This window comes from Mesorhizobium sp. NZP2077 (assembly GCF_013170805.1).
Taxonomy (GTDB): domain Bacteria; phylum Pseudomonadota; class Alphaproteobacteria; order Rhizobiales; family Rhizobiaceae; genus Mesorhizobium.
The window spans coordinates 3535020-3554152 of record NZ_CP051293.1; the positions used below are offsets into that span (position 1 = coordinate 3535020).

General features: G+C 63.0%; 18 protein-coding genes and 1 riboswitch. Of the genes, 15 read left to right on the forward strand and 3 right to left on the reverse strand.

Annotation, left to right across the window (positions count from 1 at the left end):
* Positions 1–13: 13 nt before the first annotated feature.
* From cobW to HGP13_RS17480, 3 genes are all read right to left on the reverse strand, one after another.
* Positions 14–1051: a cobalamin biosynthesis protein CobW gene (cobW, locus tag HGP13_RS17470; RefSeq protein WP_172227632.1), complete on the reverse strand. Its 1038-nt coding sequence runs from the start codon at positions 1049–1051 to the stop codon at positions 14–16.
* Positions 1048–1482, reverse strand: a complete 435-nt coding sequence (locus tag HGP13_RS17475) for a DUF1636 family protein (RefSeq protein ID WP_172227634.1) — start codon at positions 1480–1482, stop codon at positions 1048–1050. Before HGP13_RS17475 ends, cobW begins: the two co-directional genes overlap by 4 nt.
* Before the next feature lie 38 nt (positions 1483–1520).
* Positions 1521–1725: riboswitch (cobalamin riboswitch) on the reverse strand.
* Between the two features lie 29 nt (positions 1726–1754).
* Positions 1755–2954 carry a winged helix-turn-helix domain-containing protein gene (locus HGP13_RS17480; protein ID WP_172227636.1) on the reverse strand — a complete coding sequence of 400 codons (1200 nt, stop codon included), beginning with the start codon at positions 2952–2954 and terminating at the stop codon, positions 1755–1757.
* Positions 2955–3287: 333 nt separating this feature from the next.
* On the opposite strand from HGP13_RS17480, the gene HGP13_RS17485 reads away from it, so the two are divergent.
* The 15 genes from HGP13_RS17485 (at position 3288) to nuoN (ending at position 19129) form a co-directional block, all read left to right on the forward strand.
* Entirely contained in the window at positions 3288–3653 is a 366-nt protein-coding gene (locus HGP13_RS17485) for an NADH-quinone oxidoreductase subunit A (RefSeq protein ID WP_010910112.1), read from the forward strand.
* Positions 3644–4225, forward strand: coding sequence for an NADH-quinone oxidoreductase subunit B (locus tag HGP13_RS17490; protein ID WP_013531090.1), 582 nt, complete (start codon positions 3644–3646; stop codon positions 4223–4225). The genes HGP13_RS17485 and HGP13_RS17490 overlap by 10 nt, the downstream gene beginning before the upstream one ends.
* A gap of 4 nt (positions 4226–4229) precedes the next feature.
* Positions 4230–4835 (forward strand): NADH-quinone oxidoreductase subunit C, encoded by a 606-nt coding sequence (locus HGP13_RS17495; RefSeq protein WP_172227638.1) that lies wholly within the window; start codon positions 4230–4232, stop codon positions 4833–4835.
* Positions 4836–4844: 9 nt separating this feature from the next.
* Positions 4845–6035, forward strand: coding sequence for an NADH-quinone oxidoreductase subunit D (locus tag HGP13_RS17500; RefSeq protein ID WP_095204095.1), 1191 nt, complete (start codon positions 4845–4847; stop codon positions 6033–6035).
* Positions 6036–7343, forward strand: coding sequence for an NADH-quinone oxidoreductase subunit E (locus tag HGP13_RS17505; RefSeq protein ID WP_172227640.1), 1308 nt, complete (start codon positions 6036–6038; stop codon positions 7341–7343).
* 10 nt (positions 7344–7353) lie between these two features.
* Positions 7354–8658, forward strand: coding sequence for an NADH-quinone oxidoreductase subunit NuoF (nuoF, locus tag HGP13_RS17510; RefSeq protein WP_172227642.1), 1305 nt, complete (start codon positions 7354–7356; stop codon positions 8656–8658).
* A 78-nt stretch (positions 8659–8736) separates the two neighbouring features.
* The gene (locus HGP13_RS17515; protein ID WP_172227644.1) at positions 8737–9432 is read left to right on the forward strand and encodes an NADH-ubiquinone dehydrogenase; all 696 of its coding nucleotides are present in this window, start codon (positions 8737–8739) and stop codon (positions 9430–9432) included.
* 73 nt (positions 9433–9505) lie between these two features.
* The gene (gene nuoG / locus HGP13_RS17520; protein WP_172227646.1) at positions 9506–11587 is read left to right on the forward strand and encodes an NADH-quinone oxidoreductase subunit NuoG; all 2082 of its coding nucleotides are present in this window, start codon (positions 9506–9508) and stop codon (positions 11585–11587) included.
* A gap of 2 nt (positions 11588–11589) precedes the next feature.
* Positions 11590–12633 carry an NADH-quinone oxidoreductase subunit NuoH gene (gene nuoH, locus HGP13_RS17525; protein ID WP_172227648.1) on the forward strand — a complete coding sequence of 348 codons (1044 nt, stop codon included), beginning with the start codon at positions 11590–11592 and terminating at the stop codon, positions 12631–12633.
* Entirely contained in the window at positions 12633–13124 is a 492-nt protein-coding gene (gene nuoI, locus HGP13_RS17530) for an NADH-quinone oxidoreductase subunit NuoI (RefSeq protein WP_172227650.1), read from the forward strand. Before nuoH ends, nuoI begins: the two co-directional genes overlap by 1 nt.
* Before the next feature lie 130 nt (positions 13125–13254).
* On the forward strand, positions 13255–13875 hold the full coding sequence (locus tag HGP13_RS17535; RefSeq protein ID WP_172227652.1) for an NADH-quinone oxidoreductase subunit J: 621 nt from the start codon (positions 13255–13257) through the stop codon (positions 13873–13875).
* A 1-nt stretch (position 13876) separates the two neighbouring features.
* Positions 13877–14185, forward strand: coding sequence for an NADH-quinone oxidoreductase subunit NuoK (nuoK, locus tag HGP13_RS17540; RefSeq protein ID WP_019858930.1), 309 nt, complete (start codon positions 13877–13879; stop codon positions 14183–14185).
* 10 nt (positions 14186–14195) lie between these two features.
* Positions 14196–16169, forward strand: coding sequence for an NADH-quinone oxidoreductase subunit L (gene nuoL, locus HGP13_RS17545; RefSeq protein ID WP_172227654.1), 1974 nt, complete (start codon positions 14196–14198; stop codon positions 16167–16169).
* Positions 16169–17674 carry an NADH-quinone oxidoreductase subunit M gene (locus HGP13_RS17550; protein ID WP_172227656.1) on the forward strand — a complete coding sequence of 502 codons (1506 nt, stop codon included), beginning with the start codon at positions 16169–16171 and terminating at the stop codon, positions 17672–17674. The genes nuoL and HGP13_RS17550 overlap by 1 nt, the downstream gene beginning before the upstream one ends.
* A gap of 18 nt (positions 17675–17692) precedes the next feature.
* Positions 17693–19129, forward strand: coding sequence for an NADH-quinone oxidoreductase subunit NuoN (gene nuoN / locus HGP13_RS17555; protein ID WP_172227658.1), 1437 nt, complete (start codon positions 17693–17695; stop codon positions 19127–19129).
* Positions 19130–19133 lie beyond the last annotated feature (4 nt).

Genomic DNA, 19133 nt, shown 5'->3' on the forward strand with positions numbered 1-19133 from the left:
CCCGTGTCTGAAATCAGCCGGCGAGTATACGCTCGATTGCCGGGCGGTTCAGCCCCTTGAGGCCGATGACGACGAGGCGTGAGCGGCGGTCGTCCTCAGCCGTCCAGGCGCGGTCGTAGTAATGATTGACGCGCGGGCCGACGGCCTGCAGCAAAAGCCGCATCGGCTTGCCGCCGACCTCGACGAAGCCTTTCACGCGCAGCACGTTTTCCTGTTCGGCGGCGGTGGCGACACGCTTTGCCAGCTCGTCGGGATTGGCGACCGAGGCAATGTCGACGATGAAGGTGTCGAAGTCGTCATGCTCGTGGTCGAAGGCGCCGTCATGATGGGACTTGCGGTTTTCGATATCGTCCTCGACGGCGAGCCCGAGGCCGAGCAGCACCGAGGAATCGACCTTGCCATGCGACGTCGGCACGATTTTTACCGCGCGGGCGGAATGTTCATTGATGATGGCGTTGGCGCGGGCCGAACCGGCGGCATCCATCAGGTCGCTCTTCGACAGGATGATCAGGTCGGCACAGGCGATCTGGTCCTCGAACACCTCCTCGACCGGGTCGTCATGGTCGAGTGAGTCGTCGGCAGTCCTCTGCGCCTGCAAGGCGTCGATGTCGTTGGCGACGCGGCCTTCGGCCAGCGCCGGGCCGTCGACCACGGCGATCACGCCGTCGACGGTCACGCGGCTCTTCACCGTCGGCCACTGAAAAGCCTGGACCAGCGGCTTGGGCAGGGCCAGGCCCGAGGTTTCGATCAGGATATGGTCGACCTTCGGCGTCAGCGACAGGATCTTGTCGAGCGCCGGCACGAAATCGTCGGCGACGGTACAGCAGATGCAGCCATTGGCCAGTTCGACGATGTTTTCCTCGGGGCAGGTGTCGATGCCGCAGCCTTTCAAAATCTCCCCGTCGATGCCGATGTCGCCGAACTCGTTGACGATAATGGCAATGCGCTTGCCGCCGGCGTTTTCCAGGAGGTGGCGAACCAGCGTCGTCTTGCCGGCGCCGAGAAAGCCGGTGACGACGGTGCAGGGTACACGGGAGACGGAAGCGCTCATGGTTGGTCCTTCAGCATGTCGAGAGGTGGAATACGCGCCACGAGGCCGCGCTTGAGGGAATCAGGCCGGCCGCGCCATGGGATGAGGCCGTCCGTCGAAGTGGCGAAGAGCTTTGCGCCAGTGACGAGGTCGGCGCCACTGGTCAGGGTCAGGTCGCCAAACACATAGCTCCAGCAGCCATCGCGCAGGATGGCCGCACTGAGACGGCGCTTGCAATTGCCGAGGCATTCGACCGTGCGAACGCGGATCGTGTCGGCCGCTGCGGCTTGGCGCGTATCTTCGGCCAAAAGTTCGCCGGCACGCGGATGGGCATCCGAGCCGGTTTCATCGCGGCAGGAGGCGCAGACAATGACGGTGACGCCGGCCAAAGCATCGCCATCGGCGGACGGAATATCCGCTGTGCCAGCCGAAAAACTGCTGTAGTGGTCCAAAAACCGGGCTCCTTGCCCGGAAACCCGCCGGGCGATCGGATTATCTTGTCGCAGACGGCAGGTCTCCTGGCTCGCGAGTCATCGCCTTGGGTGCCGCCTTCCCGGGAACCTCCCAGTGGCTTTCGGCCTTGGCTCTTCGCTTACAGTTGCGGGGACAGCCGCGGATTTGGGGTTTTGTCCCGCACCGCATTCCCTCTTAGCCCTTGCCGTTGCGGGCAAGGGACCGTCTGGAGCGGATTTAGGCTTTTGCAGGCGGCGGTGTCAACGCGCGGCTACGACACCGCCATGTCGGCCAGCGCCGGGCCCAGATCGCCGGCGGGGGTCACTTCCATCCGTTCAAGGCCGAGCCAGCCCTGCATCTGCTTCAATTCCTCGAAGAGTTGCGCCGCGGTTTCAGGCGGCGCGCCGGGCTCGGGGTAGGCCGCGTGCACGCGCAGGACGCTCGCCGGGCGGTCGGCCTTGAGGTCGACGCGTGCGACGATCCTGTCGCCGAGCAGGAAGGGCAGGACGTAATAGCCGTATTGCCGCTTTTCGGCCGGTGTGTAGATCTCGATGCGGTAGTGGAAATCGAACAGCCGCTCCGAGCGCGATCGTTCGAAGACGACCGGATCGAACGGCGCCAGCAAGGCGCGGGCCTCGATTTTTCGGGGCAAACGGGCGTCCCTGTGAAGGTAAGCCGGCTTGTCCCAGCCTTCGACGCGCACCGGCACCAGTTCGCCGGTCTCGACCAGTTCCTCCAGCCGGCCCTTCATGTCGGCCGGCGACAGGCGGAAATAGTCGCGCAAATCGCCTGATGTCGCGACGCCGTGGGCGCGGGCCGAAATGCGCAGCAATTCGCGATGCGCGTCCTCGGGGGCCGGTACCGGCAGGTCGAGGATCGCTTGCGGCAGCACGCGCTCCGGCAGGTCGTAGAAGCGCTCGAAGCCGCGGCGGTGCGCCGTGGTGATGCGCCCGGCCCAGAACAGCCATTCGAAGGCGTGCTTGGCATGGCTCCAGCCCCACCAACCACCCGAACCCTTCTGGCCCTCGAGCGCCGAAGCAGCGATCGGGCCGCGCGCGACGACCTCGCGGTAGATCTCTTCTATATAGGCGGCGTGCTCGCGGCCCCATTTGGCCAGCCCCAGATACATCTCGTCGCCTTGCTCGGCGCGCTGCATGCGCCAGCGCATCAGCGGGTAGGTCTCGACCGGCAGGAAGGAGGCCTCGTGCGCCCAGTATTCGAACACCGTGCGCTTGCGTGTCACGGCGGCATTGTCGAGCAGGGCGAGAGGGTAGGGGCCGAGGCGCGAATAGAGCGGCATATAATGCGCGCGCACCACCGCGCTGACGGAATCGATCTGCAGCAGGCCGGTGCGGGAGAGGACACGGGCGAAGTGGCGGCGATCGGGCGTACCATTTGGGCGGGGAGCGAGAAATCCCTGAGCGGCGAGCGCGATGCGCCGGGCCATGGCAAGCGAGATCTTTTCCTTCATTCGGATGCGACTCTTATGGCTCGTTTGCCGTCATACAGACGGGTGATTCCAGCCCATGCTAGCAGGGTTTTGGCGGTAACCCTGTCAGGAGACAAAAGTGGAGTACAAAATGAAGGAAATCAAACAGGAGCTGATCGGACCAGTTTAGCGCGACATGCCGTCCAGGCCGGTGTTTTGAACAAGGTTTGACTTGCTTCGCTGGAAGTGCTGCGCTAACCCTCGCCGCGTTGCAGCATAGGCTCCTTAAAACGGTTCAGCGGTTAAACTGTCACGCTTCCGCATTAAGGTCCGGTGCTGTAATCAAAGTGGATTGGCTCCAACGGAAAGCCGAGCATGAACGCACTCCTCAGTTCGTACCTGCCCATCGTCCTGTTCATCGGCGTGGCACTGGTCGTCGGCCTGGCGCTGCTGGCCGCACCGTTCCTGGTGGCCTACCGCAATCCCGATCCCGAAAAGCTTTCCGCCTACGAGTGCGGTTTCAACTCGTTCGACGACGCCCGCATGAAATTCGACATCCGTTTCTACCTGGTGTCGATCCTGTTCATCATCTTCGACCTGGAAGTGGCCTTCCTGTTTCCCTGGGCCGTATCCTTCTCGAAGATCGGCATGCTCGGCTTCTGGTCGATGATGGTGTTTTTGGCAGTGCTGACCATCGGCTTTGCCTATGAATGGAAAAAAGGAGCGCTGGAATGGGATTGAACGACAGTTCAGGCACCCTCGTCGCGCCGAAGCCGAAGGGCATCATCGATCCCAACACCGGCCGGCCGGTGGGGGAGGACGATCCCTTCTTCCTCGAAATCAACAATGAGCTTGCCGACAAGGGGTTTCTGGTCACCTCGACCGAGGCACTGATCACCTGGGCACGCAGCGGCTCCTTGATGTTCATGACCTTCGGTCTGGCCTGCTGCGCGGTCGAGATGATCCACACCTCGATGCCGCGCTACGATTCGGAGCGGTTCGGTGTTGCGCCGCGCGCGTCGCCGCGCCAGTCCGACATCATGATCGTCGCCGGCACGCTGACCAACAAGATGGCGCCGGCACTGCGCAAGGTCTACGACCAGATGCCGGAGCCGCGCTACGTCATCTCGATGGGCTCCTGCGCCAATGGCGGCGGCTACTACCACTATTCCTATTCGGTGGTGCGCGGCTGCGACCGCATCGTGCCGGTCGACATCTATGTGCCCGGCTGCCCGCCGAGCGCCGAAGCCCTGCTCTACGGCATTCTTCTCTTGCAGAAGAAAATCCGCCGCACCGGCACGATCGAACGGTAAATCCATGGCCGCATCCCTTAGCGAACTGTCGACCTATCTCGGCGAAAAGCTGATCGGCCGCGTCAATGACGCGGCGATCGCCTATGGCGAGCTGACCATCCATGTCGAGCCGGGCGATCTCATCGAAGTGGTGACTTTCCTGCGCGACGATGCGCGTTGCCAGTTCATCTCGATCATCGATGTCTGCGGCGCCGACTATCCGTCGCGCGCCAAGCGCTTCGACGTCGTCTACCACCTGCTTTCGCCGAAACAGAATGTCCGCATCCGTGTCAAGGTTCTGGCCGATGAGGAGACAATGGTGCCGTCGATCACCGGTGTTTTCCCCGGTGCCGACTGGTTCGAGCGCGAGACCTATGATCTTTATGGCGTGCTGTTTTCGGGCCATCCCGATCTGCGCCGCCTGCTGACCGATTACGGCTTCGAAGGCCATCCGCTGCGCAAGGATTTCCCACTGACCGGCTTCGTCGAAGTGCGCTACGACGACGAAGCTAAGCGCGTCATCTACGAGCCGGTCGAGCTCAAGCAGGAATTCCGCAATTTTGATTTTCTTTCCCCTTGGGAAGGCACGGATTACGTGCTGCCCGGGGACGAAAAAGCCAAGACGAATTGAGGCGCCAGAATGGCTGAAACCTCCGTCCGCAATTTCAACATCAATTTCGGGCCGCAGCACCCTGCGGCGCATGGCGTTTTGCGCCTTGTGCTGGAGCTGGACGGCGAAGTCGTCGATCGCGTCGATCCGCATATCGGACTTTTGCACCGCGGCACCGAGAAGCTGATCGAGGCAAAAACCTATCTTCAGGCTGTGCCTTATCTCGACCGGCTCGACTATTGCGCGCCGATGAACCAGGAGCACGCCTTCGCGCTCGCCGCCGAGCGCCTGCTCGGCATCGAGGTGCCGAGGCGCGGCCAGTTGATCCGCGTGCTCTATTGCGAAATCGGCCGCATCATGTCGCACATCCTCAATGTGACGACGCAGGCGATGGACGTCGGCGCGCTGACGCCGCCGCTATGGGGTTTCGTCGAACGCGAAAAGCTGATGGTGTTCTATGAGCGGGCTTCCGGTTCGCGCATGCATGCCGCCTATTTCCGTCCCGGCGGTGTGCACCAGGACCTGCCGCGCCAGCTGGTCGAGGACATCGGCAAGTGGATCGACCCGTTCCTGAAGTCGATCGATGATCTCGATCGTCTTCTGACCGGCAACCGTATCTTCAAGCAGCGCAATGTCGATATCGGCATTGTTTCTCTGGCCGATGCCTGGGCCTGGGGCTTTTCCGGCGTCATGGTGCGCGGTTCGGGCGCGCCCTGGGATCTGCGCAAGTCGCAGCCCTATGAATGCTATTCGGAAATGGATTTCGACATTCCGATCGGCAAGAACGGCGACTGCTACGACCGTTATCTCGTGCGCATGGAAGAGATGCGCCAGTCGGCTCGGATCATGCGCCAGTGTGTCGATCTTCTGCTCGGCAAGGAAAGCACCGGCCCGGTGTCGAATCTCGATGGCAAGGTGGTGCCGCCCAAGCGCCAGGCGATGAAGCGCTCGATGGAAGCGCTGATCCACCACTTCAAGCTCTACACCGAGGGCTATCGCGTGCCGGCCGGCGAGGTCTATGCGGCCGTCGAGGCGCCGAAGGGCGAATTCGGTGTCTATCTGGTCTCCGACGGCTCCAACAAGCCGTACCGCTGCAAGCTGCGCGCGCCCGGCTTCGCGCATCTGCAAGCCATGGATTTCCTCTGCCGCGGCCACATGCTGGCCGACGTCACCGCCGTTCTCGGCTCCCTCGACATCGTGTTTGGTGAGGTCGATCGCTAAATGTCAGTCCGCCGTCTCGCAGAAGCAAGCGTCCAGCCAGCCTCCTTTGCCTTCAACCGGGCGAACGCGGCGGCGGCGAAGCAATGGATCAAGAAATACCCGAAGGGCCGTGAGCAGTCGGCGATCATTCCGTTGCTGATGATCGCGCAGGAGCAGGAAGGCTGGGTCACCAAGGCGGCGATCGAGGCGATTTCGGACATGCTTGGCATGCCGCGTATCCGTGGGCTCGAGGTCGCGACCTTCTACACACAGTATCAGCTGAACCCGGTTGGTACCCGCGCGCACATCCAGGTCTGCGGCACCACGCCCTGCATGCTGCGCGGCTCGGAAGCGCTGATGGATGTCTGCCGTTCGAAAATCCACCACGACCAGTTCCACACCAACGACAAGGGCACCTTGTCGTGGGAAGAGGTCGAGTGTCTCGGCGCCTGCGTCAACGCACCGATGGTCATGGTGTTCAAGGATACGTTCGAGGATCTGACGCCGGAACGGCTGGCCGAAATCATCGATCTCTATGACGCGGGCAAGGGCGCCTCGGTGGCGCCGGGGCCACAGAATGGCCGCACCGGCTCGGAACCAGCCTCCGGCCTGACGACGCTGAAGAGCGAAAAGGCGATCCTCAAGTCGACCCGCGACAAGGAAGCCAAGGCGGCGACCAAGGCCGCCCAGAATGCGGCGCCGGCCGCTGCAGCCACTCCGGCCGCAGCCGCACCGGCTGCTCCTGCAGCGCAAGCGCCCGCTGCCGCCCCAGTGGCGCCGTCCAATGCCGGCAAGCCGAAGACCGACGCGCCCGAAACCAGCCCGGCCTTGAAGACGCCTTCGGCGACCAAGGTGGCACCGGCGGCGGAGAAGGCGGCGAGCGTTTCGGCGCCGCTGCATTCGGCCGCCAACGCCAACACGGCAGCGCCGGAAGTCGAGAAGGTCGCCAAGCAGCGCAATGGGCCGACGGCCAAGGCCGAACCGGCCGCTGCCTTCAAGGCGCCGGAAGCCAAGGCGCCGGCGGCCAAGCCGGCAAAGCCGTCGCTGGAGGACAAGAACCGTCCGGCCGGTATCGACAGACCGGCCGCGGTCGACGATCTCAAGCTGATCTCCGGCGTCGGACCGAAGATCGAAAGCGTCCTGCATACGCTTGGTATTTTCACCTTCGCGCAGGTTGCTTCCTGGAAGAAGGCCGAGCGCGATTGGGTGGACGGCTATCTCTCCTTCCACGGCCGCATCGACCGCGACGACTGGGTCAAGCAGGCCAAGGCGCTCGCCAAGGGCGGCGTCGCCGAATACATCCGCGTTTTCGGCAAGAAGCCGGTCTGAGAGACGAAAAATGCTTCAGGACAAAGACCGCATCTTCACCAACATCTACGGCCTCTTCGACAAGTCGCTGGCCGGCGCGATGGCGCGCGGCGCCTGGGACAACACGCCCGGCCTCGTCGCCAAGGGGCGCGACTGGATCGTCAACGAGATGAAGGCATCGGGCCTGCGCGGCCGCGGCGGCGCCGGCTTCCCGACGGGCCTCAAATGGTCGTTCATGCCCAAGCAGAGCGATGGCCGGCCGAGCTACCTGGTCATCAATGCCGACGAATCCGAACCCGGCACCTGCAAGGACCGCGACATCCTGCGCAACGATCCGCACACGCTGGTCGAGGGCGCGCTGCTCGCCGGCTTCGCCATGGGCGCGATTGCGGCCTATATTTATGTGCGCGGCGAGTTCATCCGCGAGCGCGAGGCGCTGCAGCGGGCCATCGAAGAGGCCTATGAGGCCAAGCTGATCGGCAAGAACAACACGTCCGGCTACGACTTCGACGTCTACATGCATCACGGTGCCGGTGCCTATATCTGCGGCGAAGAAACCGCGCTGCTTGAAAGCCTCGAAGGCAAGAAGGGCCAGCCCAGGCTGAAGCCGCCATTCCCGGCCAATGTCGGCTTGTACGGTTGTCCGACAACGGTCAACAATGTCGAGTCGATCGCGGTGGCGCCGACTATCCTGCGTCGCGGTGCCGCCTGGTTCTCGTCCTTCGGCCGGCCCAACAATGTCGGTACCAAGCTGTTCTGCATCTCCGGCCACGTCAACAATCCGTGCACCGTCGAAGAGGCGATGTCGATCCCGTTCCGCGAGCTGATCGAAACGCATTGCGGTGGCATTCGCGGCGGCTGGGACAATCTGCTCGCAGTCATTCCCGGCGGCGCCTCGGTGCCGCTGGTGCCCGCCGAGCAGATCATCGACACGCCGATGGATTTCGACGCTTTGCGCGACTTGAAGTCCGGCCTCGGCACCGCGGCCGTCATCGTCATGGACAAGTCGACCGATGTCGTGAAGGCGATTGCCCGGTTGTCCTACTTCTACAAGCATGAGAGCTGCGGCCAGTGCACGCCGTGCCGCGAGGGCACCGGCTGGATGTGGCGGGTGATGGAGCGGCTGGTGCGCGGCGAGGCGCAGAAGCGCGAGATCGACATGCTGCTCGACGTCACCAAGCAGGTCGAAGGCCACACGATCTGCGCGCTGGGCGACGCGGCGGCGTGGCCGATCCAGGGCCTGATGCGGCATTTCCGCGGCGAGGTGGAGCGCCGCATCGACGAGTTTTCGCGCAACGCGCACCGGGCCGAGCCGGTGATGGTGGCGGCGGAGTAGATGAATTTGTGACTGCGGGCGAAAGTCCGAAGCGAGACTAGCGGGGCGGGGCGAACGAAGAACGACCAGGAGAACTCTATGGCGCCGTATTCGACACCCTACCCAATGATGCCCAATTTGGACCAGATCGAGAAGATGAACCAGAACCTGACCAGGATGATACCGAAGGAGATGGCCAGCGCCGTCAACCTTTTCGTGCACCCTGTCGCGGGTGCGGCGGCGATGTCGGCGCTTGGCATCGGGCTCGCCAACCATGCGTTCGGCGTCTGGCTGGGTGCGCTTTCGGGAGCCGCCGAGGCGTCGCAGCGCCTGATGCAGCCGCTGATCGAGGATTTCGAGGCACGCGTCGAGCAGTTCGAGGACGCGAACTCGTCGTCCACCAAGGCGCGGGCGACGGCGAAGACCATGATTGCCGAGGCGCAGTCCTTCGCGCAGGAAGTCACCGACATCGCCGCCAAGGAAGCCGCCATCACGGCGCCGGCGGTGGAGGTCGCTCCGACAACGAGCGAGGCCGCCGATGTGCTGCTGCCCGAGGATTTCAGGCAGCCCAAGGCCATGGACAGACCGGCGAAACCTTCCGACCTCAAGGCGATCTCGGGCATCGGCCCGAAGCTGGAAAAGGTGCTGAACGGGCTCGGTATCTGGACATACGCCCAGATCGCCGCCTGGTCGCCGGAGGAGATCGCCTGGGTCGACGACTATCTGTCGTTCAAAGGCCGTATCGGCCGGGACGACTGGACTGCCCAGGCGGCGGTGCTGGCAGCGAAGAAGTGAATGAAATGCCGGGTGCTGCCTTTGTCGCGCCCGGGAAATGAGATTGCGGGAAATCCGCAGGGGTTTGAAGCGAATGGCAAAGCTCAAGGTCGACGGGAAAGAGATCACTGTACCCGACCACTACACGCTGCTGCAGGCGGCGGAAGACGCGGGCGCGGAAGTGCCGCGTTTCTGCTTCCATGAGCGGCTGTCGATCGCCGGCAATTGCCGCATGTGCCTGATTGAGGTGAAGGGCGGGCCGCCCAAGCCGCAGGCCTCCTGCGCCATGGGCGTGCGCGACCTGCGCCCCGGTCCCAATGGCGAGCCGCCGGAAATTTTCACCAACACGCCGATGGTCAAGAAGGCCCGGGAAGGCGTGATGGAGTTCCTGCTGATCAACCATCCGCTGGATTGCCCGATCTGCGACCAGGGCGGCGAATGCGACCTGCAGGACCAGGCGATGGCCTTCGGCGTCGATTCCTCGCGCTATCACGAGAACAAGCGCGCCGTCGAAGACAAATATATTGGCCCGCTGGTCAAGACGGTGATGAACCGCTGCATCCACTGCACGCGCTGCGTCCGCTTCACCACCGAAGTCGCCGGCATTTCGGAGCTTGGCCTGATCGGGCGTGGCGAGGATGCCGAGATCACCACCTATCTCGAAAGCGCGATGACTTCAGAGCTGCAGGGCAATGTCATCGATCTCTGCCCGGTCGGGGCTCTGACCTCCAAGCCCTTCGCTTTCCAGGCGCGGCCGTGGGAGCTGACCAAGACAGAATCCATCGACGTGATGGACGCGGTCGGCTCGGCGATCCGTGTCGATAGCAGAGGCCGCGAAGTGATGCGCATCCTGCCGCGCGTCAACGAGCAGGTGAACGAGGAGTGGATCTCCGACAAGACCCGCTTCATCTGGGACGGATTGCGCACTCAGCGCCTCGATCGCCCCTATGTGCGCAAGGACGGCAAGCTGGTTGCGGCAAGCTGGGCCGAGGCATTTGCCGCGATCAAGGACGCGGTGTCGAAGACGACGCCCGAGAAGATCGGCGCCATTGCCGGCGATCTCGCGGCTGTCGAGGAAATCTACGCGCTGAAGCTTTTGGTGGCTTCGCTCGGCTCGAAGAACACCGATTGCCGCCAGGATGGCGCCGCACTCGATCCGGCGCTCGGCCGCGTCAGCTACATCTTCAATCCGACCATCGAAGGCATCGAACAAGCCGACGCGGTGCTGATCATCGGCGCTAATCCGCGTTACGAAGCCTCGGTGCTCAACGCGCGCATCCGCAAGCGCTGGCGGGTCGGCAATCTGCCGGTCGGCGTCATCGGCGATGTCGGCGATACGCGCTATGAATACGAATTGCTGGGCGCAGGACCGGATTCGCTGAAGGATCTGGCCGACGGCAATGGCAAGTTCTTCCAGACGTTGAAGAAGGCGACGCATCCGCTGATCATCATCGGCCAGGGCGCGCTGTCTCGTGCCGATGGTGCGGCGGTGCTTGGCCAGGCGGCCAAGCTCGCTGCGGCCGTCAACGCGGCGCGGGCGGACTGGAACGGCTTTGCCGTGCTGCACAATGCGGCCGGACGTGTCGGCGGCCTTGACCTCGGTTTCGTCCCGGGCGAGGGCGGCAAGGATGTCGCCGGCATGCTGGGCGAGACGGACGTGCTGTTCCTGCTCGGCGCCGACGAGATCGACATGGGCAAGACCGGCGGCGCCTTCGTTGTCTATATCGGCACCCATGGCGACCATGGCGCGCATCGCGCCAATGTCATCCTGCCGGCGGCCGCCTACACCGAAAAGTCGGCCACCTATGTCAACACGGAAGGGCGTGTGCAGCAGACCAACCGCGCCGGCTTCGCGCCGGGCGATGCCCGCGAAGACTGGGCGATTCTCAGGGCACTGTCCGATGTGCTGGGCAAGAAGCTGCCGTTCGATTCGCTGCCGCAACTGCGTGCCAAGCTCTATGGCGAGTACCCGCATCTGGCCCGCATCGATCAGGTCGCGGCCGGCAATGCCGAGGATATCGTCAAGGTGGCGAAGCTTGGCGGTAGGCTGAACAAGGGCACCTTCACCTCTCCGGTCAAGGATTTCTACCTGACCAACCCGATCGCGCGGGCATCCGCCGTGATGGCGGAATGCTCGGCACTGGCCAAGAGCGGCTTCAAGCAGGCGGCGGAATAAGCATGGACACCTTCTTCTCCTTCTACGTGCTGCCGGCGCTGCTGATCCTCTTGAAGTCAGTCGTGCTGATCGTCGTGCTGCTGGTCTTCGTCGCTTACATCCTTTACGCCGACCGCAAGATCTGGGCGGCGGTGCAGTTGCGCCGCGGCCCGAACGTTGTCGGCCCCTGGGGCACGCTGCAGGCTTTCGCCGATCTGTTGAAATTCGTCTTCAAGGAACCGGTGATCCCGTCCGGCGCCAACAAGGGCGTGTTCCTGCTGGCGCCGCTGGTCTCCGCCGTGCTGGCGATCTCGGCCTGGGCGGTCATCCCGGTCAACCAGGGCTGGGCGATCGCCAACGTCAATGTCGGCATCCTCTATGTCTTCGCCATCTCCTCGCTCGAGGTCTATGGCGTGATCATGGGCGGCTGGGCATCCAACTCGAAATACCCCTTCCTCGGCGCGCTGCGTTCGGCGGCCCAGATGGTGTCCTACGAAGTCTCGATCGGCTTCGTCATCGTCACCGTGCTGCTCACCGCCGGCTCGCTCAATTTGACCGATATCGTGCTGTCGCAGCATGATGGGATTGGCACGCGGCTTGGCCTGCCCAACACCTTCCTCGACTGGAACTGGCTTGCCCTGTTCCCGATGTTCATCATCTTCTTCATCTCGGCGCTGGCCGAGACGAACCGTCCGCCCTTCGATCTGGTCGAGGCCGAATCGGAGCTGGTCGCCGGCCATATGGTCGAATATTCGTCGACGCCGTTCCTGCTGTTCTTCCTCGGCGAGTATGTCGCGATCGTGCTGATGTGCGCGCTGGCCACCATCCTGTTCCTCGGCGGTTGGCTGCCGCCCTTTGACTTCGCGCCCTTCACCTGGGTTCCCGGCGTCATCTGGTTCGTGCTGAAGGTCTGCTTCGTGTTCTTCGGCATCTCCATGGTGAAGGCCTTCGTGCCACGCTACCGCTACGACCAGCTGATGCGGCTGGGCTGGAAAGTGTTCCTGCCGATCTCGCTGTTCATGGTGGTCGCCACCGCAGCCTTCCTCAAGATCACGGGGTTTGCGTGATGTCCGCTTTGTCCCAGGCTGCCAAGTCGCTGCTGCTGCAGGATTTCGTCAGCGCCTTCTTCCTGTCGATGCGCCAGTTCGTCGCGCCGAAGGAGACGATCAACTATCCGCACGAGAAGGGGCCGACCAGCCCGCGCTTCCGTGGCGAGCACGCGTTGCGCCGTTATCCCAATGGCGAGGAACGCTGCATTGCCTGCAAGCTATGCGAGGCGATCTGCCCGGCGCAGGCCATCACCATCGAGGCCGGCCCGCGCCGCAACGACGGCACGCGGCGCACGGTGCGTTACGACATCGACATGGTGAAGTGCATCTATTGTGGCTTCTGCCAGGAAGCCTGCCCGGTCGACGCCATCGTCGAGGGGCCGAATTTCGAGTTCGCGACGGAGACGCGCGAGGAACTCTACTACGACAAGGACAAGCTGTTGGCGAATGGCGACCGGTGGGAGCGCGAACTGGCGCGCAACATCTCGCTGGACTCGCCCTACCGCTGATATTTGACGCATGGACGGGGCGAGGGGCCTCGTCTAAGGACACAACGAAACTTGTCGACCGGAGGCGGTGGCAAGCAAGATCGGGCAGGACGCAAGCGTCGTGCTCGGACAGGAACCCGGGGGAACCCCAATGCTGAGTGGACTAGAGGCGGCCTTTTTCTACCTCTTCGCCTTTGTCGCCGTGGCGTCGGCGTTCATGGTCATTTCGTCGCGCAACCCCGTGCATTCGGTGCTGTTCCTGATCCTGACCTTCTTCAACGCCGCCGGCCTGTTCATGCTGACCGGCGCCGAATTCCTGGCGATGATCCTGCTCGTCGTCTATGTCGGCGCGGTCATGGTGCTGTTCCTGTTCGTCGTCATGATGCTCGACGTCGATTTCGCCGAGCTCAAGAGCGGCGCCCTGCAATACGCGCCGATCGGCGCGTTGGTCGGACTGATCCTGGCGGCGGAGCTGATCGTCGTGCTCGGCGGCTACACTTTCGCGCCGAAGCTGGCCGCGACGGTCTCGAAGCCAATTCCCGATCTCGCCGCGCGCTCGAACACGGCGGCACTCGGCGACATCCTCTATACCGACTACCTCTACTACTTCCAGATTTCGGGCCTCATCCTGCTGGTTGCCATGATCGGCGCCATCGTCTTGACGCTGCGCCACAAGGAAGGGGTCAAGCGGCAATCGATCGCAGCCCAGGTCGGCCGCACGCCGGCCACCGGCATGGAAATCCGCAAGGTCAAGTCGGGCGAAGGAGTCTGAGATGGTCGTCGGCATCGCACATTATCTGACCGTATCGGCAATCCTGTTCACGCTCGGCGTGTTCGGCATCTTCCTGAACCGTAAGAACGTCATCGTCATCCTGATGTCGGTCGAGCTGATCCTGCTTGCGGTCAACATCAATTTCGTCGCCTTTTCGGCGGCGCTCGGCGATCTGGTCGGCCAGGTTTTCGCGCTGTTCGTGCTGACGGTCGCGGCGGCCGAGGCTGCCATCGGACTTGCCATTCTCGTCGTCTTCTTCCGCAACCGCGGCTCGATCGCGGTCGAAGACGTGAACATGATGAAGGGTTGACGGAACCACCATGTATCAGGCCATCGTCTTCCTTCCACTGCTCGGCTTCCTGATCGTCGGCCTGTTCGGCAATTCGCTCGGAGCCAAGGCGTCAGAATACATCACCTCCGGTTTCCTGGTGATTTCGGCGGTGCTGTCGTGGGTTGCCTTCTTCAGCGTCGGCTTCGGCCATGGCGAGGTGTTCGTCGTGCCGGTGCTGCACTGGATCCAGTCCGGCGGGCTGGACGTGTCCTGGGCGCTGCGCATCGACACGCTGACGGTGGTGATGCTGGTGGTGGTCAACACCGTCTCGGCGCTGGTTCACATCTATTCAATCGGCTACATGCACCACGATCCGAACCGGCCGCGCTTCTTTGCCTATCTGTCACTGTTCACCTTCGCCATGCTGATGCTGGTGACGGCCGATAATCTGGTGCAGATGTTCTTCGGCTGGGAAGGGGTGGGCCTCGCGTCCTACCTGCTGATCGGCTTCTGGTACAAGAAGCCGTCGGCCAATGCCGCGGCCATCAAGGCCTTCGTCGTCAACCGCGTCGGCGATTTCGGCTTCGCGCTCGGCATTTTCGGCTTGTTCGTGCTGTTCGGCTCGGTCAATCTCGGCACCATCTTCGCCAACGCCGCGACGTTCATTCCGGCCGAGGGCGCGCCGCAAGGTGCGGCTGTGCTGACCTTCCTCGGCCATGCGCTGGACAAGCAGTCGGCGATGACCGTCGTCTGCCTGCTCCTTTTCATGGGCGCCATGGGCAAGTCGGCGCAAGTGCCGCTGCACACCTGGCTGCCGGACGCCATGGAAGGCCCGACGCCGGTGTCGGCACTCATCCATGCCGCCACCATGGTGACGGCCGGCGTGTTCATGCTGGCGCGGCTGTCGCCGCTGTTCGAACTGTCGCACTCGGCGCTGACGGTGGTCACCTTCATCGGCGCCTTCACCGCCTTCTTCGCGGCGACCGTCGGTCTCGTCCAGAACGACATCAAGCGCGTCATCGCCTATTCGACCTGCTCGCAGCTCGGCTACATGTTCGTCGCGCTCGGCGTCGGCGCCTATGGCGCGGCGATCTTCCATCTGTTCACGCATGCCTTCTTCAAGGCGCTGCTGTTCCTCGGCTCGGGCTCGGTCATCCATGCCGTCTCCGACGAGCAGGACATGCGCAAGATGGGTGGCCTCAGGAAGCTGATCCCGACCACCTACTGGATGATGGTGATCGGCACGCTGGCGCTGACCGGCGTCGGCATTCCGGTGACCGTCATCGGCACCGCCGGCTTCTTCTCCAAGGACGCCATCATCGAGAGCGCCTTTGCCAGCCACAATTCGGTCGCCGGCCTCGCTTTCGTGCTGCTGGTGATCGCCGCCTGCTTCACCTCCTTCTACTCCTGGCGGCTGATCTTCATGACCTTCCACGGCAAGCCGCGGGCGAGCCATGAAGTGATGCACCATGTCCATGAATCGCCGCCGGTGATGCTGGCGCCGCTGTTCATCCTGGCCGCCGGCGCGCTGTTTGCCGGCATTATCTTCCACAATTCGTTCATCGGCGAAGGCAATGCCGAGTTCTGGAAGGCGTCGCTGTTCACGCTGCCAAACAATCACATCCTGCACGACATCGAAGAACTTCCGCTGTGGGTCGAACTGGCGCCCTTCATCGCCATGCTGATCGGCTTCGCGCTGGCCTGGAAGTTCTACATTCGCTCGCCGGAAATGCCGGTGAACCTTGCCAAGCAGAATCGCGGGCTCTACGCCTTCTTGCTCAACAAGTGGTATTTCGATGAGCTCTACGACTTCCTGTTCGTGCGGCCCGCCAAGCGGCTCGGCCATTTCTTGTGGAAGACCGGTGACGGCACCATCATCGACGGGCTCGGGCCGGATGGCATTTCGGCGCGCGTCGTCGATGTCACCAACCGCGTCGTCAAGCTGCAGACCGGCTACCTCTACCATTATGCCTTCGCCATGCTGATCGGCGTTGCCGCACTCGTCACCTGGATGATGCTCTGATGACCGCCTGGCCAATCCTCTCGCTGGTCACCTTCCTGCCGCTGGTTGGTGTGCTGCTGATCCTGTTCATCAACGATGACAGCGAAAACGCACGCCGCAACATCCGCGCCATCGCGCTGCTGACGACGACGTTCACCTTCATCATCTCGCTGTTCATCTGGACCGGCTTCGACAACTCGCAGGCCGGCTTCCAGTTCGTCGAAAAGGTCGCCTGGCTCGACTCCGGTATCTCCTACCACATGGGCGTCGACGGCATTTCCATGCTGTTTGTCATCCTGACGACCTTCCTGATGCCGCTTTGCATCCTGGCCTCGTGGGAATCGATCGAGAAGCGCGTCAAGGCCTACATGATCGCCTTCCTGCTGCTCGAGACGCTGATGATCGGCGTGTTCTGCGCGCTGGATATCGTGCTGTTCTACGTCTTCTTCGAAGCCGGCCTGATCCCGATGTTCATCATCATCGGCGTGTGGGGCGGCAAGCGGCGCGTCTATGCCTCGTTCAAGTTCTTCCTCTATACGCTCGCCGGCTCGGTGCTGATGCTGCTCGCCATCATGGCGATGTTCTATCAGTCCGGCACGACCGACATCCCGACGCTGCTGACCCACAGCTTCCCGGCCAACATGCAGACATGGCTATTTCTAGCCTTCTTCGCCTCTTTCGCGGTGAAGATGCCGATGTGGCCGGTGCACACCTGGCTGCCCGACGCGCACGTCGAAGCGCCGACGGCGGGCTCGGTGATCCTGGCCGGCATCCTCTTGAAGATGGGCGGATACGGGTTCCTGCGCTTCTCCTTGCCGATGTTCCCGCTGGCGTCCGAAATGTTCGCGCCGCTGGTGTTCACGCTCTCGGTCGTCGCCATCATCTACACCTCGCTGGTGGCGCTGATGCAGGAGGACATGAAGAAGCTGATCGCCTATTCGTCGGTCGCCCATATGGGCTTCGTCACCATGGGCATCTTCGCCATGAACCAGGAGGGCGTGCAGGGCGCGATCTTCCAGATGCTCAGCCACGGCCTCGTCTCGGGTGCGCTGTTCCTGTGCGTCGGCGTCATCTACGACCGCATGCACACGCGTGAGATCGATGCCTATGGCGGCCTGGTCAACAACATGCCGAAATACGCCACCGTGTTCCTGATCTTCACCATGGCCAATGTCGGTCTGCCGGGCACCTCGGGCTTCATCGGCGAGTTCCTGACCATGCTTGGCGTGTTCCGGGTCAACACCTGGGTGGCGTTCTTCGCCGCCACCGGCGTCATCCTGTCGGCGGCCTACGCGCTCTGGCTCTACCGCCGGGTGATCTTCGGCGCGCTGACCAAGGACAGCCTGAAGGGGCTGCTCGACCTGTCGCCGCGCGAGAAGGTGATCATCTACCCGTTGGTCGTGCTGGTCATCTTCTTCGGCGTCTATCCTGCTCCCGTCTTCGACGCGACGGCCCAATCGGTCAAGTCGCTCGTCACCAATGTCACCGCATCCATCGGCGCCGCGCAGACCGCGGCGGCGAACTGACCAGAGGTTTTGCGAACCATGACGCCGGACCTTCTCTCCAGCCTGTCGCTCTCGACGCCCGAGCTGATCCTTGCCATCGGCGCGCTCGCGCTGCTGATGGTCGGCGCCTATTCGCGCGCCAACACCGCCAACTTTGTCACCGGCCTTGCGGTGGCCGTTCTGGTGATCGCCGGCTTCTGGCTGATCTTCCAGACCGGGCAGGGCAGTGCCTATGGCAACGCCTTCATCCAGGATTCCTTCTCCCACTTCATGAAAGTGCTGGCGCTGGTCGGCTCGGCGGTGACGCTGATCATGTCGATGCGCTTTGCCAAGGCGGAGCGTTTCGACAAGTTCGAATATCCAGTGCTGATCCTGCTGTGCACGCTCGGCATGATGCTGATGATCTCGGCCAACAGCATGATCGGGCTCTATCTCGGCCTCGAACTGCAATCACTGGCGATCTATGTGCTGTGCGCGATCAACCGCGACAATCTGCGGTCAACCGAGGCAGGCCTCAAGTACTTCGTCCTCGGTGCGCTGTCGTCGGGCATGCTGCTCTATGGCATCAGCCTGGTCTATGGCTACACCGGCAACACCGGCTTCCAGGAGATCGCCTCGGCGCTCGGCAGCGGCGAGCGTCAGCTTGGCCTGGTTTTCGGCCTCGTCTTCGTGCTGGCCGGCCTCGCCTTCAAGATATCTGCGGTGCCGTTCCACATGTGGACGCCCGACGTCTATGAGGGTGCACCGACGCCGGTGACGGCCTTCCTGGCGGCAGCCCCCAAGATGGCGGCAATGGCACTGATCGTGCGTGTCACCATGGGCGCGTTCAAGCCGATCGCCGCCGACTGGCAACAGATCATCGTCTTCATCTCCATCGCCTCGATGGCGCTCGGCGCCTTCGCCGCGATCGGCCAGACCAACATCAAGCGCCTGATGGCCTATTCCTCGATCGGCCATATGGGCTACGCGCTGGTCGGCCTCGCCGCCAACAGCCAGGCCGGCGTGCGTGGTGTTGCCATCTACATGCTGATCTATCTGGTGATGACGCTCGGCACCTTCGCCTTCATCCTCGCCATGCGGCGCAAGGAAGGCAATGTCGAGCAGATCAGCGACCTGGCCGGGCTGTCGTCGACCAATCCGATCATGGCGACGATCCTGACCATCCTGATGTTTTCGCTGGCCGGCATCCCACCGCTCGCCGGCTTCTGGGGAAAATGGTACGTCTTCCTCGCCGCCATCAACGCACATCTCTACGCGCTGGCGATCATCGGCGTGCTGGCCTCGGTGGTGGGCGCCTATTACTATCTGCGCATCATCAAGATCATGTGGTTCGACGAACCGGTCGGCGGCTTCGTGCCGATGGCCAGCGAACTGCGTGTCGTGCTCGGCGTCTGCGGCGCCTTCGTGCTGTTCTATGTGCTGATCGGCGGCCCGATCGGCACCTATGCCGAAGCCGCCGCCAAGACATTTTTCTAGACGG

What these genes read in the sequence shown, in the direction of transcription:
- cobW (WP_172227632.1), bottom strand. Translation starts at nt 1,051, where the DNA reads ATGAGCGCTTCCGTCTCCCGTGTACCCTGCACCGTCGTCACCGGCTTT.
- HGP13_RS17480 (WP_172227636.1), bottom strand. Translation starts at nt 2,954, where the DNA reads ATGAAGGAAAAGATCTCGCTTGCCATGGCCCGGCGCATCGCGCTCGCC.
- HGP13_RS17485 (WP_010910112.1), top strand. Translation starts at nt 3,288, where the DNA reads ATGAACGCACTCCTCAGTTCGTACCTGCCCATCGTCCTGTTCATCGGC.
- HGP13_RS17490 (WP_013531090.1), top strand. Translation starts at nt 3,644, where the DNA reads ATGGGATTGAACGACAGTTCAGGCACCCTCGTCGCGCCGAAGCCGAAG.
- HGP13_RS17495 (WP_172227638.1), top strand. Translation starts at nt 4,230, where the DNA reads ATGGCCGCATCCCTTAGCGAACTGTCGACCTATCTCGGCGAAAAGCTG.
- HGP13_RS17500 (WP_095204095.1), top strand. Translation starts at nt 4,845, where the DNA reads ATGGCTGAAACCTCCGTCCGCAATTTCAACATCAATTTCGGGCCGCAG.
- HGP13_RS17505 (WP_172227640.1), top strand. Translation starts at nt 6,036, where the DNA reads ATGTCAGTCCGCCGTCTCGCAGAAGCAAGCGTCCAGCCAGCCTCCTTT.
- nuoF (WP_172227642.1), top strand. Translation starts at nt 7,354, where the DNA reads ATGCTTCAGGACAAAGACCGCATCTTCACCAACATCTACGGCCTCTTC.
- HGP13_RS17515 (WP_172227644.1), top strand. Translation starts at nt 8,737, where the DNA reads ATGGCGCCGTATTCGACACCCTACCCAATGATGCCCAATTTGGACCAG.
- nuoG (WP_172227646.1), top strand. Translation starts at nt 9,506, where the DNA reads ATGGCAAAGCTCAAGGTCGACGGGAAAGAGATCACTGTACCCGACCAC.
- nuoH (WP_172227648.1), top strand. Translation starts at nt 11,590, where the DNA reads ATGGACACCTTCTTCTCCTTCTACGTGCTGCCGGCGCTGCTGATCCTC.
- nuoI (WP_172227650.1), top strand. Translation starts at nt 12,633, where the DNA reads ATGTCCGCTTTGTCCCAGGCTGCCAAGTCGCTGCTGCTGCAGGATTTC.
- HGP13_RS17535 (WP_172227652.1), top strand. Translation starts at nt 13,255, where the DNA reads ATGCTGAGTGGACTAGAGGCGGCCTTTTTCTACCTCTTCGCCTTTGTC.
- nuoK (WP_019858930.1), top strand. Translation starts at nt 13,877, where the DNA reads ATGGTCGTCGGCATCGCACATTATCTGACCGTATCGGCAATCCTGTTC.
- nuoL (WP_172227654.1), top strand. Translation starts at nt 14,196, where the DNA reads ATGTATCAGGCCATCGTCTTCCTTCCACTGCTCGGCTTCCTGATCGTC.
- HGP13_RS17550 (WP_172227656.1), top strand. Translation starts at nt 16,169, where the DNA reads ATGACCGCCTGGCCAATCCTCTCGCTGGTCACCTTCCTGCCGCTGGTT.
- nuoN (WP_172227658.1), top strand. Translation starts at nt 17,693, where the DNA reads ATGACGCCGGACCTTCTCTCCAGCCTGTCGCTCTCGACGCCCGAGCTG.